This window comes from Amycolatopsis sp. NPDC043889 (genome assembly GCF_056435645.1).
The window spans coordinates 26,035-39,545 of sequence record NZ_JBWKEC010000004.1; the positions used below are offsets into that span (position 1 = coordinate 26,035).

Genomic DNA, 13,511 nt, shown 5'->3' on the forward strand with positions numbered 1-13,511 from the left:
GGCCTTCGGCCCGAATCAGGGCGCTCGGCGGTGAAGTCTCCGCGGGGCGCCCTTGGGGAGACCCGTAGCCGGAAGTGATAGCAAAGGTCCCTTGCTCCATTCGGAGTGCTCGTCATCACTGAGGCCGACCTCGTGGCCGACTTCAGGGTGACGACTCCGCGCCTGGCCCGCTCATAGGCTCGACCCCGACCAAGAAGTCGATCATGACGGGGGTTGGGGATGAATCGCTCTGTCCTGAGCAGGATCGGGGCACTCACGGCCGCGGCGGTGACCATGGCGGTACTCGTACCGGCCACGGCGTCCGCCGCGGTTTCGTCCGTGCGCTGGGGGCCGTGTCCGGAGGACGTGGCCGCGCCCGGCGTGCAGTGCGCCACCTTGAAGGTCCCGCTCGACTACCGGAACCCGGGCGGGAACACCATCGACATCGCCGTTTCGAAACTCGCCAGCACGAAGCCGGCGAAGCGGCGCGGGATCATGCTGACCAACCCGGGAGGCCCCGGCGGGCCAGGGCTGACCATGCCCGCCGGGTTGCGCGCGGCGGGCATGCCGTCGAGCGTGCTCGACGCGTACGACATCATCGGCTTCGATCCGCGCGGGATCGGTCACAGCACGCCGGTCACCTGCGATCTCAAGCCCGAGCAGCAGGTGAGCAACGTCCCGCCGTACGCGCGTGACGCGGCGGCGGTGGCGGAGCGCGCGAAGTACGTGGAGGGCATCGCGAAGCAGTGCGGGGCCTCGGCGACCGCCGCGAACCTGCCGTACATCACCACGGCCAACACCGCCCGCGACATGGACCGCATCCGGGAAGCCCTCGGCGAGGAGAAGCTCTCGTACTACGGCGTTTCGTACGGCAGCTACCTCGGCGCCGTGTATTCGACGCTGTTCCCGCGGCAGACCGATCGCGTCGTGATCGACAGCGTGACCGGCCCCGGCGGGCTCGATCCGGTCACCTCGCGCCGTTTGGCGGAGGGGTTCGAGGACCGCTTCCCGGACTTCGCGAAATGGGCGGCGGCGCGGCACGCGAGCTACGGGCTCGGCCGCACTCCGCAGCAGGTGACGGCGAAGTTCTACGAACTCGTCGCCAAACTCGACGGCGGCGCCGTCCCCGGTGTCGACGGCGCGGCGTTCCGCATGGGCACTTTCGGCGCGCTCTACGCGACCAGTTCCTTTCCGGTGCTGGCGCAGCAGTGGCAGGCGCTCGACACCGAAGGCACCGTGGAGCAGACCGCTCAGGCCCAGCAGATCGATCCGGCGCAGCTGCTGGCCGGGCAGTTGCACGTGGTCTGCAACGACGCGGACTGGCCCGAGGACGTCGCGACCTACCAGCGCAACGTCGCGAAGGACCGGGTGAAGTACCCGATGTTCGGCGCCGCCGGGGCGAACATCTGGGCCTGCGCGTACTGGCCGTCCGAGCCGATCGAGCCGCCGGTACGGATCGGCGACCGGGGTCCGTCGAACATCCTGATGGTGCAGAACCTGCGTGACCCGGCGACGCCGCTGAGCGGTGCCAAGGAGATGCGCCGTGCCCTCGGTGACCGGGCGCGGATCGTGACCGTGGACGAGGGCGGGCACGGAGTCTGGCTGAGCGACGAGAACGCTTGCGGCAACAACGCCGTCAACCGGTTCTTCGTGGAAGGCAAGCGCCCCGCGCGCGACACGGCCTGCGCCGCGGACAAGGGCGGGCTCTTCGCTTCGATGACGCCGGAGCAGCGGCGGGAACGGGAGAAGGCGCTCGACGAGGTTCGCTCGAAGCAGCGGATGTTCTGAGGACTAGCCTGCTGGGCGTGAGTGAACTCAGCCACGTCGACCATACGGGTGCCGCCCGTATGGTCGACGTTTCCGGCAAGACGCCCACCGCCCGCACCGCGCTGGCGGGCGGCACCGTGCACACCACGGCCGAGGTGCTCGGCCTGCTGGCGACGGACGGGCTACCCAAGGGCGACGCGCTCGCGACCGCCCGGATCGCGGGCATCATGGGCGCGAAGAAGGTGCCCGAGCTGATCCCGCTCTGCCACCAGATCGCGTTGTCCGGGGTGAAGGTCGAGTTCGTCCTCGACGAGACCGCCGTGCACATCACCGCGACCGCGAAGACGAACGACCGGACCGGCGTCGAGATGGAGGCGCTGACCGCCGTCGCCGTCGCCGGGCTGACCCTGCACGACATGATCAAGGCCGTCGATCCCGCGGCGACCCTCGACGACGTCCGCCTGATCCGCAAGGACGGCGGCAAGACCGGGACCTGGGAGCGGCCGTGAACCGGGCCGCGAGGGTGATCGTGGCGTCGAACCGCGCCGCGAAGGGCGTCTACGAGGACACCACGGGCCCGGTCATCACGGACTGGCTGTCCGCACGGGGCTGGGACGTGCCGGAGCCTGTGGTCGTCGAGGACGGGGAACCCGTCGGCGAAGCCCTGCGGGACGCCGTCGCGGCCGGGGTGCAGGTGATCGTGACGACCGGCGGCACCGGCATCTCGCCGACGGACCGCACCCCGGACGTCACGCGCGCCGTCCTCGACTACGAACTCCCCGGCGTCGCGGACGCGATCCGCGCCGCCGGACTGCCCAAGGTGCCCACGGCCGTTCTCTCGCGCGGCGTCGCCGGCGTCGCGGGCCGGACCCTGGTGGTGAACCTCCCCGGCTCGCGTGGCGGGGTGAAGGACGGCCTGGGAGTACTGGACGGGATCCTCGACCACGCCGTCGACCAGCTGACGGGCGGCGACCACCCACGGGAGGCACAGCAGTGAGCGTTCGGGTCGCACGGATCGCGGTGGTCGACGAGCCGCTTTCGGTCGAAGAGCACGCCCGCCTGGTGGACGACGTGGCCGCGGGTGCCGTCGTCACCTTCGGCGGGGTCGTGCGGGACCACGACGGCGGCCGGTCGGTGGACCGGCTCGCCTACGAAGGACACCCCAGCGCCGCCGACGTGCTCGCGGAGGTCGTCGCGGATCTCTCGGGCAGATGGGAGGGCGTGCGGGCGGTCGCCGTCAGCCACCGGCTGGGCGCGCTGGCCATCGGTGACGTCGCGCTGGCGTGCGCCGTGGCGGCCGAGCACCGAGGGCAGGCGTTCGCCGCCTGCTCGGAGCTGGTCGACGAGGTCAAGGCGCGGCTGCCGGTGTGGAAACACCAGCACTTCAGCGACGGCAGCGACGAGTGGGTCAACTCGCCGTAGCGGGGTGATCCGGAGGGCACGCCCCCGGACACGACAAAGCCCCACCGCCGGGGGAATGGCGCGGTGGGGCCTTGTCAGTCGTGACGTGGCCGCGCGGGGAATCCCGCGGGCGTCACGACTTACCGGTGCTCAAGAGCTCACTTGGTGGCGAGCTTCTGGCCGACGACGATGAAGTCGGCGTTCGGCACGTATTCCTTGTTCAGCTCCTGCAGCTTCTGGTAGCCGCCCTGGACGTTGAACTTGGAAGCGATCTTCGACAGCGTGTCGCCGGCCACGACGGTGTAGTCACCCGCCGGGTTCGAGTTCGCGACATTGGCGGCGGCCGGGGCCGGGGCCTGCTGCTTGGTGACCGGAGCGGTCGACTTCTTCGGGGTCACCTTCTTGGTGGCCTTCGGGGCGCTCGACTTGGCCTTGGCGGGGCTGGCGGAGCCGCCCTTCTTGCCACAGTGCGGCCACGCGCCGATGCCCTGGCCCTGGAGGACCCGCTCGGCGACGGCGATCTGCTGCTCACGCGTGGCGTTGTGCGCGCTGCCGGTGCCACCGTAGGCACGCCAGGTGCTCTGCGAGAACTGCAGACCACCGTAGTAGCCGTTACCGGTGTTGGTGCTCCAGTTGCCGCTGCTCTCGCACTGCGCGATGGCGTCCCAGTTGGTCGCCGACGCGGGGGTCGCGGCGATTGCGAGGGGAGCGCCGACCGCGACACCCGCAATGGCGACGCGGGCGATGTGACGGGTGGCGGCGGACATCTTGCGGTGCTTGCCTCGGTAAGACATGTGAATAAATCTCGCTCCCTGCGCCTACGAGTCTGTGCTGAGGGAAGGACCCGTGGGTCCTGGCCGGCCGTCTCAGGCCGGCTGACTTCGCCTGACGCACGACGCGTCGGCTCGGTCCCCTCGTCCCTGTCCGGAAATGCTTTCGCTCGGGGTTGGGTCCGGGAATCCGTTGGACAGGGCTCGGCGCTACGGGTTCCCGGTGTTGCGTGGTCGGTCGGGGCCAACCGAAAAGCGACGGTACGTAACGAACGGCCTGATCGGAAATTATTCGAGCCGTGACCTACATCACAGTAACAGCAGGCAACCCATGGCGATTCGACTGTTTATGCAGGTCAGTGGGCCGTTATCTGGCCGTTTCCTGACCGAGATAATTCACGGATCGTGAGGCTTGCATCACGTGGATTAAGGGATGACTGGCCCATTCGTGCGCCTTCGCGCGCGAATGGGCCGCGCACTTTAGCGAGACCTCAAGAAGTTCGCCAGCCCTGGCAGGTCATCCGTATTCAGGTGGTCGACCCCGGCGGCGACCAGCTCTTTCCACAACGCGTCACGGCCGGGCCCGGCGGCGTCCGGCGTGGCCCAGAAGCGCACGCGCTGACCCGCCGCGTGGGCCCGCTTGACCAGATCGTGCAGTTTCGCCCGCTCACCGGCGGGGAAGGGGCCGTCACCGGTCCAGGTGAACAGGCCGCTCCAGGAGTCCGAGACGAGCGGCGTGACCCGCGGGTCGGAGCCGATGCCGAGGTCGTTCTCGTCCCTGATCCGGCCGTCGTAGAAGGCGAGCCGGAACCGCTGCCCGAGCATCACGTCCTTGGGGCGCCCGCCGGAGATCACCGCGGTGACGGCCCGCTTCTTCACGTGACCGAACGCGTACAGAGAGAAGAGGAAGGAGTAGCGGGGATTGTGGAGGCGCTTCTCGAGTGCCGCGTAGGTGCTGTTCGCGTCCCCCTTGACGTCGATCAGCAGCTGGAACTCCGCGCGCTGCCGGTACACGCCGACGCCGTGGTTGGCCAGCACCCGGTCGCGCAGCGGCTCCAGGTAGAGCGACTCCAGGGTGCGGTCCGGGCGGGTGTCCGCGAGGTCGTGCGCGACCAGGAGCTGCCCGTCGACCAGGAAGATGTCGGCTTCGACACTGGTGAAGCCCCGGTCGAGCGCGTCGTGCAGCGGACGGGCGTGTTCGTAGTCGTTGTGGCTGTGCGCCTGCGCCAGCGGCCGGACGCCGCGTTCGTGGGCGGACGCCGGAGCGGTCGCGAGGCTCGTGGCGGCGACCGCGGCGAGCAGTGCGGCGAGAATACGGCGGGGAGTGATCACTGGCGCATCCTCGGCTGCTTCGGCGACCGGATGGTGAACTCGAGACGGCGAGCAAGGGACCTTTGCTACCACTTTCGCCGTTCACGCAGGTCAGGGGCGATGTGGCCCCGGCGATCGTGTCGCGAAAGTGGCTTTCGCGACACACCCGGCAGGCACCGTGCGCGGGCAGCGGGGCAACGGCAGGTCAGCCGCCGGCGAACGGGGGCAGGACGTCCAGTTCGGCGCCCTCGGTCAGCGGCCGCGTGAGATCCCGCACGGCGACACCGTCCAGCAGGTACGAGACCGCGTCGAGCAGCTTCGCCAGCTTCTCCGGGTGGAACTCACGCAGGTGGGCGACGGCATCGGCGACGCGGGCGCCGTCCGGCAGCGTCACCTTCTCCTCGTCGAGGCCGGCGGCCGCGCGGGCCGAGGCGAAGTACCGCACCACGATGGTCACCATGTCAGCCGCCGATCGCGCTCATCGGCCGGATCGGCTGCGCGAACCCGGCCTCGTTGATCTCGTGCCCGGCGAGTTTGCCCCACATGGTCGCCCGCCACGCGTCCGCCACCTCTTCTTCGCGCGCGCCCGCGCGCACGAGGGCGCGTAGGTCGGTCTCGTCGTTGCTGAACAGGCACGAGCGCACCGCGCCGTCCGCGGTCAGCCGGGTCCGCTCGCAGGCGCCGCAGAAGGGACGGGTCACCGACGCGATCACGCCGACGTCGCCCGGTCCGCCGTCGACCAGCCAGCGTTCGGCGGGCGCCCCGCCCCGCGCGGCGGGGAACGGCGACAGGGTGAACTCCTCGCGGAGCATGCCGAGGATCTCCTCGGCGGTGATCATGTCGGCGCGGTTCCAGCCGTGTTGCGCGTCCAGTGGCATCTGCTCGATGAAGCGCAGGTGGTAGCCCTCGGCGAGGCAGAACTTCAGCAGCGGCACGGCCTGGTCCTCGTTCAGCCCGCGCATCAGCACCGCGTTGACCTTCACCGGGGCCAGCCCGGCCTCCCGCGCCGCGGCCATGCCGGCGAGCACGTGCGAAAGCCGGTCGCGACGCGTGATCGTCTCGAACAGCGCGCGGTCGACGGTGTCCAGTGAGACGTTGATCCGGTCCAGCCCCGCGTCGGCGAGCGACTTCGCGCGCTTCGCGAGCCCGATTCCGTTGGTGGTCATGGAAAGCCGCGGCCGCGGTTCGAGTGCCGCGACCCGCTCGACGATCTTTTCCAGGCCCTGGCGCAGCAGCGGTTCGCCGCCGGTGAGCCGGATGTCGGTGATCCCGAGCCGTTCGACGGCGATCCGGAGCAGGAGCACGAGCTCGTCGTCGGTCAGCACGTCCGCGCTCGGCATCCATTCGAGCCCTTCGGCGGGCATGCAGTAGGTGCAGCGCAGATTGCACTTGTCGGTGAGCGACACCCGCAGGTCGGTCGCCACGCGGCCGAAGGTGTCGATCAGAGCGGGGTTGTCCGGCCTGGGCACGCTGGGACGCCCTCGTGTACCGGGGACACGGGGAAACCCGAGATCGACTGCTGTCATTGACACCAGACTAACCCCGAAGCCGGCGAAAACCGACTGTCTACAATCCCTCTTCGCACAGAATCGGAAGGGTTTCCGGATGGCGAAATATCCGCTCTCGGCGGAGGAATTGGCCCGGTTCGCCCATCTCGGCAGGGAGAGCAGCACACTGACCGTTCTCCGGCACGCCAGGATCGCCGAGCGGATGGGCCTGTCGGCCACCGATCACAAGGTGCTCGAACTGGCGGGCCAGGCGCCGGGACCGTTGACAGCGGGCAGGATCGCCGAACTGACCGGACTGTCGACGGGTGCTGTGACCGGCGTCATGGACAGGCTCGAGAAGGCCGGTCTCGCCCGCCGTGTCCGTGATACCGCCGACCGCCGGAAGGTCCTGATCGAGGTCGTCCCCGGCGCCATGGAGCGGCACGCGCCGCTCTTCGAATCCGCGTACACGAACATGAAGACGGTGCTCGAACAGTTCTCTCCCGAGGAACGGAAAGTGCTGGAGCGATTCCAGAGCGCGGTGCTCGACGGCCTCCGCGACGAACTCCCCGGCGATTCTCCGCGTCCATAGCTTTTCCGCATCTGCGGAAGTAACCTTCCGGACATGCCGCAATTCCGGTTGTCCGAGGCCGCTCGTCTGCTCGGCGTCAGCGACGACACCGTCCGCCGGTGGGTACGTGCCGGCCAGTTGACCGCGTTCGACGACTCGGCGGGCCGCAAGGTCGTCGACGGCGCCGAGCTCGCCGCGTTCGCCAAGGCGCAGGCAGAACAGCCTGAAGACCCTTCGAGCGTCGGCCGCTCCGCGCGGAACCGGTTCGTCGGGCTCGTCACCGAGGTGATCACGGACAAGGTGATGGCACAGGTCGAGCTGCAGTGCGGCCGGCATCGCGTGGTCTCCCTGATGAGCGCCGAGGCCGTCCGTGAACTCGGACTGCGGCCGGGGGTGCTCGCGGTCGCAGTCGTCAAGGCGACCACCGTCGTGGTCGAAACCCCGGAAGGAAGCCGATGAGGAAGCTCGCGCCCGTCCTGCTCGCGCTGGCGCTGGCCACGACGGCCTGTGGTTCGGAGGCGGCGCCTCAAGAAGGAGGAAGGACGCTGACCGTCTTCGCCGCGGCGTCGCTGACCGAGTCGTTCGGGGCGCTGGGCAAGCGGTTCGAGGCACAGAACTCCGGGGTGACCGTGAAGTTCAGCTTCGAGGGTTCCTCGGCGCTGGTCCAGAAGCTGACCCAAGGCGCGAAGGCGGACGTCTTCGCTTCCGCCGACAAGGCTAATATGGACAAGGCCGCCAAGGCCGGGCTGATCGACGGGCAGCCGTCGGTCTTCGCCACCAATCGGCTCGCCATCGCGGTCGGCAAGGGCAACCCCCAGGGCATCAAGGGGCTGGCCGATCTCGCGCAGGACGGGCTGACCGTCGTCGTCTGCGCGCCGCAGGTGCCGTGCGGGTCGGCGGCGAAGAAGGTCCAGCAGTCGTCCGGGGTCACGCTCAAGCCCGCGAGCGAGGAACAGGACGTCAAGTCTGTGCTCGCGAAGGTGCAGTCGGGTGATGCCGACGCGGGACTCATCTACGTCACCGACGCGACCTCCGCGGCCGCGAAGGTGGACAAGGTGGACTTCCCGGAGGCGGCGGGCGCGGTCAACGACTACCCGATCGCGGTGGTGAAGGACGCTCCGCAGGCTCGGCTCGCCGGGCTGTTCAGGGACTTCGTCCTCGGCGCGGAGGGCAAGAACGAACTCGCGAAGGCCGGTTTTGGCACGCCCTGACCCCGCATTTCGTCCTCTGGACGCGGTAGATGCACGCGCAAGTACCGCATTCAGAGGACGAAATGCGGGGGCCGGGGTGCCGTGGGTGTTGTGGCCGCCGGCGATCTGCGCGCTGGCGCTGGTGGTACTGCCGGTCGTCGGCCTTCTGGTGCGTTCGGACCTGACCCGCTTCCCGAGCCTCATCACCTCGACGTCGTCGCTGAACGCGCTCAAGCTCTCGCTGATCACCGCCGGACTGTCCACTGTGGCCTGTGTGCTGCTCGGGGTCCCGCTCGCCGTGGTGCTCGCGCGCTCGGGGGCGCGCGGTGTCCGCGTGCTGCGCGCGGTGGTGCTGCTGCCGCTGGTGCTGCCGCCGGTGGTCGGCGGCCTGGCGTTGTTGTACCTGTTGGGCCGCAAGGGTTTCCTCGGGATCCTGGTGACCACCCTGACCGGTGAGCAGGTGCCGTTCACCACGGCGGCCGTGGTCATCGCGCAGACGTTCGTCGCGATGCCGTTCCTGGTGGTCAGCCTCGAAGGAGCTCTCCGGGGCGCCGGCGACCGGTACGAAAGGGTCGCATCCACACTGGGCGCCGAACCGTGGACGGTGTTCCGCCGGGTCACGCTGCCGCTGCTGCTGCCCGCGCTCGGTTCGGGCATCGTGCTGAGCTTCGCGCGGGCGCTGGGCGAGTTCGGCGCGACGATCACCTTCGCCGGCAGCCTGGAAGGGGTGACCCGGACCCTGCCGCTGGAGGTCTACACCCAGGCCGAGGTCGACGTCGACAGCGCGGTGGCGCTCGCGTTGCTGCTCATCCTGGTCGCCGTCGCGGTGATCGCGCTCGCCCGGCCGCGCGCGCTCGAAGGAGTCCGGTCGTGACCCTTTCGGCCGAGCTCGCCCTGCGGCGTGGCGAGTTCACCTTGGACGTCGGCTTCGAAGTTCCCGACGGCGGGGTGCTCGCGCTGCTCGGCCCGAACGGGTCGGGGAAGTCCAGTGTGCTCGGCTGCCTCGCCGGGCTGCTCCGGCCCGGCCGGGCGCGGATCACCCTCGACGGCCGCGACCTGGCGGGCCTGCCGCCGCACGCGCGCGGTATCGGCCTGCTCTCCCAGGACGCACTGCTGTTCCCGCATCTGTCCGCTTTGGACAACGTCGCCTTCGCGCCGCGCTCGACCGGTGCCGGCCGCGCCGAGGCGAAGAAGCGTGCGCGGGAGTGGCTGACCGAAGTGGACGCTCTCGAACTGGCCGCACGGCGGCCCGCGCAGCTCTCCGGCGGGCAGGCGCAGCGGGTCGCGATCGCGCGGGCGCTGGCCGCCGAGCCGGGACTCCTGCTGCTCGACGAGCCCTTCGCCGCCCTGGACGTCGACGCGGCGCCCGCCATCCGGGGGCTGCTCCGGCGGGTCCTGCGTTCCGGGCCGCCGACCGTGCTGGTCACCCACGACCCCCTCGACGCGCTGGCGCTGGCCGATCACGTCGCCGTCCTCGACGGCGGCCGGATCGTCGAACGCGGCGAGACCCGCAAGGTCCTCTCCGCGCCGCGCACGGCGTTCACCGCGCGGATCGCCGGGCTGAACCTGGTGCCCGGTATCGCCGTCGAGGGCGGTTTGCGCACGTCAGGCGGGCAGCTGGCCGGAATTCCGGCCGAGGACGTCGTCGAGGGCGAAGCGGCCGTCGCCGTCTTCGCACCCAGTGCCGTGGCGGTGTACCTGCGGGACGGCGAGCACCGGGGCAGCCCGCGCAACACCGTCGAGGGAATCGTCGACGCGCTCGAACCCCACGGACCGGTGATCCGCGTCCGGGCCCGCGGCGACGACTGGGCGGCGGGTCTCGCCGCGGACCTCACCCCGGCCGCGGTCGCCGAGCTGGCGCTCGAACCCGGCACACCGGTCAATCTTTCGGTCAAGGCGGCGTCCGTGGCTGTTCACGCCGTCTCGGATCATTAGGGTGGGCGGTATGAACGAGCGCCGTTGGACATACCTCAGCGACATGGATGGCGTGCTGGTCCAGGAGGAGCATCTCGTACCCGGCGCGGACGAGTTCCTCAAGGAGCTGCGCGCCAACGACATCGGCTTCCTGGTGCTGACCAACAACTCGATCTACACCCCGCGCGACCTGCGGGCGAGGCTCGAGCGGACCGGTCTCGACATCCCCGAGGAGGCCATCTGGACCTCCGCGCTGGCGACCGCGAAGTTCCTCGCGTCGCAGCGGCCGAACGGCTCGGCGTTCGTGATCGGCGAAGCCGGGCTCACCACGGCCCTGCACGAGGTCGGCTACGTGCTGACCGAACGCGACCCGGACTACGTGGTACTCGGCGAGACCCGCACGTACAGCTTCAGCGCAATAACCCGCGCGATCAGGCTCATCGAGGGCGGCGCCAAGTTCATCGCGACCAACCCGGACGCCACCGGCCCGAGCATGGAGGGCTCGATGCCCGCCACCGGTTCGGTCGCGGCGCTGATCGAGAAGGCGACCGGCCGCTCGCCGTACTACGTCGGCAAGCCGAACCCGCTGATGATGCGCTCCGCGCTGCGGCGGCTCGGCGCGCATTCGGAGTCGACGCTGATGATCGGCGACCGGATGGACACCGACGTCCACTCGGGAATCGAGGCCGGATTGCAGACGATCCTGGTGCTCACCGGCATCTCCACGCGGGAGAGCGCCGAGCACTACCCGTACCGGCCGACCAAGATCATCGACTCCATCGCCGATCTGGTCGGGCGCACCGGCGACCCCTTCGGCGAAGGCTGAGTCCGTGGTGAACCCGCGTCCGAGATCGACGTCGGCAGGGCGCGGCGCCGTCACCTCTCACTTCTCCACGGGTGGGACCGGCCAGGTGCTGTCCGTACGCGGCGTGTCGCGAAAGCCACAACCTCGGTGTGGAGAGGCGAGCGACCGAGCCCCGTAGCGGGGCCTTCGGCCGGTTTCGCGGGCCGTCATCAGCTCCGCCAACAGGCTGAGCGACACAGCCGCATGCGGAGGGCTTATCGTCAGACGATGCACGACGATCAGCCCGCGTCCTCGACCTACGTGGTCGGTGACGTGCACGGACACCGGGACGAGCTGGCCGAAGCGCTCCGGGCGAAGGGGCTGATCGACTCCGACGACGACTGGTCCGGTGGGGAGACGACCCTCTGGTTCCTCGGTGACTTCGTCGACCGGGGGCCCGACGGCGTCGGCGTCATCGACCTGGTGATGCGGCTGGAACGGCAGGCCGCGACGGCGGGCGGCCACTGCGGGACGCTGCTGGGCAACCACGAGATCCTGCTGCTCGGGATGTACCACTTCGGCGACACCGAGGTGCCGTCCGACTTCGGTCCGCGCAGCTTCGCCCGCAGCTGGGAGATCAACGGCGGGCTGCTCGAAGACCAGGACAGGCTCACCCCGCAACATATCGAATGGCTGACTTCCCGTCCGATGCTGACGCTGGCCGCGGACCATCTGCTGATGCATTCGGACACGCTCGAGTACCTCGACTGGGGCGAGGACATCGACGGCATCAACGCGCGCGGCCGCGAAATCCTCGAAGGCAGCGACATCCAGGCCTGGTGGGACGTCTGGCGGCGGATGACCACGCGCTACGCCTTCCGCGGCCCGGACGGCGCGGACGTCGCGCAGCAGGTCATGGACCGGCTCGGCGGCGAGCGGATCGTGCACGGGCACAGCGTCATCGCCGACCAGCTCGGGATCCACCCCGCGCAGATCGAGGGACCGTACCTCTACGCGGGCGGGAAGGCGCTGGGGATCGACGGCGGGTTGTTCGTCGGCGGCCCGTGCCTCATCGTGCCGCTGCCCTGGGAACCCGAGGACTGATCGTCAGGGGAGCTCCACGATCTCCTTGCCCAGCGGCATCAGCGAGACCGGGATCATCTTGAAGTTCGCCACGCCGAGCGGGATCCCGATGATCGTGACGCAGAGCGCCACCCCGGTCAGCACGTGCCCGATCGCGAGCCAAAGCCCGGCGAAGAGGAACCAGATGACATTGCCGATCGTCGACGCGGCCCCGGCGTCGCGCCGGTCCACCACGGTGCGGCCGAACGGCCAGAGCGCGTAGGCCGCGATCCGGAACGACGCCAGCCCGAACGGGATGGTGACGATCAGGATGCAGCAGATGACGCCGGCGACGACGTAGCCGAGCGCCATCCACAGGCCGCACAGCACGAGCCAGATGACGTTCAGGATCAGGCGCATCAGACGTGCAACTCCCCGCTGGCCACGGTGACCGCCTGCCCAGAAAGCAGGACGCGGTCGCCTTCGAGACTCATCCGGACGATGCCGCCGCGGGACGAGGCCTGTTCGCCGACGAGCTTCTCCCGGCCGAGGCGAGCGGCCCAGTACGGCGCGAGGACGCAATGCGCGGAGCCGGTGACCGGGTCTTCGTCGATGCCGACGCCCGGCGCGAAGAACCGGGTGACGAAGTCGATCCCGTCCACGTCACCCGGTGCGGTGACCATCAGCCGCCCGTTCCAGTGCGCGCGCAGCGCGGCGAGGTCCGGGGCGAGCGAGCGCACCACGGAAGCGTCGTCCACCACCGCGAACAGGTTGTGCTTACTGCGCCCGACGTACTCGAAGGAGACACCCGGCAGGATCGACGACAGATCGTCGTCCGACTCGCGGGGCGGGTCCGACGGGAAGTCCATCGACACCCAGCCGTCTTCGGCGCGGCAGCGCAACTCGCCGCTTTTCGTCGTGAAGGTCTGTTCGCCGCCGAGGACGTGCGTGGTCGCCAGCGTCGCGTGCCCGCACAGGTCGACCTCGGTCTCCGGCGTGAACCAGCGAAGCGACTTCGGGCCTTCGCCACCGACCTCGACGAAGGCCGTCTCGGCGTGCCTCAACTCGGCGGCGACGGACTGCATCCAGCCCGCGTCACCCGGCGAGTCCAGCAGCACGACGCCGGCGGAGTTACCGGCGAAGGCCTCGGAGGTGAAGGCGTCGACGATGTAGAGGCGCATGTCTCCGACGATATCCGCCACGGCCGGACCCGGCCTCCGGGTTTCCCCTGAGGTGGTCTCCACTTGCAGGTGGCCGCCGTCACGCCGCGTTCCT

Annotated in this window: 15 protein-coding genes and 1 pseudogene; 10 read left to right on the forward strand and 6 right to left on the reverse strand. The window is 69.8% G+C overall.

The window, feature by feature from the left end; translation table 11 throughout:
* Positions 1 to 219: 219 nt before the first annotated feature.
* From AC0685_RS10315 to AC0685_RS10325, 3 genes and pseudogenes are all read left to right on the forward strand, one after another.
* A complete protein-coding gene (locus tag AC0685_RS10315) occupies positions 220 to 1,767 on the forward strand; it encodes an alpha/beta hydrolase (protein WP_478225256.1) in 1,548 nt (515 codons plus the stop codon).
* Between the two features lie 17 nt (positions 1,768 to 1,784).
* Positions 1,785 to 2,255 (forward strand): cyclic pyranopterin monophosphate synthase MoaC, encoded by a 471-nt coding sequence (gene moaC / locus AC0685_RS10320; protein WP_016337573.1) that lies wholly within the window; start codon positions 1,785 to 1,787, stop codon positions 2,253 to 2,255.
* A pseudogene (locus tag AC0685_RS10325) lies at positions 2,252 to 3,168 on the forward strand (molybdenum cofactor biosynthesis protein MoaE). Before moaC ends, AC0685_RS10325 begins: the two are co-directional and overlap by 4 nt.
* A 137-nt stretch (positions 3,169 to 3,305) precedes the next feature.
* Here AC0685_RS10325 and AC0685_RS10330 read toward each other — a convergent pair.
* From AC0685_RS10330 to moaA, 4 genes are all read right to left on the reverse strand, one after another.
* Positions 3,306 to 3,941 (reverse strand): transglycosylase family protein, encoded by a 636-nt coding sequence (locus AC0685_RS10330; RefSeq protein WP_340686553.1) that lies wholly within the window; start codon positions 3,939 to 3,941, stop codon positions 3,306 to 3,308.
* Positions 3,942 to 4,397: 456 nt separating this feature from the next.
* Positions 4,398 to 5,249: a phosphatidylinositol-specific phospholipase C/glycerophosphodiester phosphodiesterase family protein gene (locus AC0685_RS10335; protein WP_478225257.1), complete on the reverse strand. Its 852-nt coding sequence runs from the start codon at positions 5,247 to 5,249 to the stop codon at positions 4,398 to 4,400.
* Positions 5,250 to 5,433: 184 nt separating this feature from the next.
* The gene (locus AC0685_RS10340) at positions 5,434 to 5,688 is read right to left on the reverse strand and encodes a MoaD/ThiS family protein (RefSeq protein WP_478225258.1); all 255 of its coding nucleotides are present in this window, start codon (positions 5,686 to 5,688) and stop codon (positions 5,434 to 5,436) included.
* Between the two features lies 1 nt (position 5,689).
* Positions 5,690 to 6,754, reverse strand: coding sequence for a GTP 3',8-cyclase MoaA (gene moaA / locus AC0685_RS10345; RefSeq protein ID WP_478225259.1), 1,065 nt, complete (start codon positions 6,752 to 6,754; stop codon positions 5,690 to 5,692).
* A gap of 79 nt (positions 6,755 to 6,833) precedes the next feature.
* Between moaA and AC0685_RS10350 the strand changes: the two genes are divergently transcribed.
* From AC0685_RS10350 to AC0685_RS10380, 7 genes are all read left to right on the forward strand, one after another.
* Complete coding sequence (locus tag AC0685_RS10350) at positions 6,834 to 7,307, forward strand: MarR family transcriptional regulator (RefSeq protein WP_478225260.1); 474 nt, start codon at positions 6,834 to 6,836, stop codon at positions 7,305 to 7,307.
* 33 nt (positions 7,308 to 7,340) lie between these two features.
* Positions 7,341 to 7,745: a TOBE domain-containing protein gene (locus tag AC0685_RS10355; protein WP_478225261.1), complete on the forward strand. Its 405-nt coding sequence runs from the start codon at positions 7,341 to 7,343 to the stop codon at positions 7,743 to 7,745.
* Positions 7,742 to 8,497, forward strand: coding sequence for a molybdate ABC transporter substrate-binding protein (gene modA / locus AC0685_RS10360; protein WP_478225262.1), 756 nt, complete (start codon positions 7,742 to 7,744; stop codon positions 8,495 to 8,497). Before AC0685_RS10355 ends, modA begins: the two co-directional genes overlap by 4 nt.
* Before the next feature lie 76 nt (positions 8,498 to 8,573).
* Positions 8,574 to 9,350 (forward strand): ABC transporter permease, encoded by a 777-nt coding sequence (locus tag AC0685_RS10365; protein WP_478225263.1) that lies wholly within the window; start codon positions 8,574 to 8,576, stop codon positions 9,348 to 9,350.
* Positions 9,347 to 10,411 (forward strand): sulfate/molybdate ABC transporter ATP-binding protein, encoded by a 1,065-nt coding sequence (locus tag AC0685_RS10370; protein ID WP_478225264.1) that lies wholly within the window; start codon positions 9,347 to 9,349, stop codon positions 10,409 to 10,411. The genes AC0685_RS10365 and AC0685_RS10370 overlap by 4 nt, the downstream gene beginning before the upstream one ends.
* A 10-nt stretch (positions 10,412 to 10,421) precedes the next feature.
* Entirely contained in the window at positions 10,422 to 11,216 is a 795-nt protein-coding gene (locus tag AC0685_RS10375; RefSeq protein ID WP_034308369.1) for an HAD-IIA family hydrolase, read from the forward strand.
* A gap of 246 nt (positions 11,217 to 11,462) precedes the next feature.
* Positions 11,463 to 12,278 carry a metallophosphoesterase gene (locus AC0685_RS10380; protein WP_478225265.1) on the forward strand — a complete coding sequence of 272 codons (816 nt, stop codon included), beginning with the start codon at positions 11,463 to 11,465 and terminating at the stop codon, positions 12,276 to 12,278.
* Positions 12,279 to 12,281: 3 nt separating this feature from the next.
* On the opposite strand, the gene AC0685_RS10385 is transcribed toward AC0685_RS10380, so the two are convergent.
* Together AC0685_RS10385 and AC0685_RS10390 are read right to left on the reverse strand one after the other, a co-directional pair.
* The gene (locus tag AC0685_RS10385) at positions 12,282 to 12,656 is read right to left on the reverse strand and encodes a YccF domain-containing protein (RefSeq protein ID WP_034308373.1); all 375 of its coding nucleotides are present in this window, start codon (positions 12,654 to 12,656) and stop codon (positions 12,282 to 12,284) included.
* Complete coding sequence (locus AC0685_RS10390; protein ID WP_478225266.1) at positions 12,656 to 13,417, reverse strand: PhzF family phenazine biosynthesis protein; 762 nt, start codon at positions 13,415 to 13,417, stop codon at positions 12,656 to 12,658. Before AC0685_RS10390 ends, AC0685_RS10385 begins: the two co-directional genes overlap by 1 nt.
* Between the last annotated feature and the right edge of the window lie 94 nt (positions 13,418 to 13,511).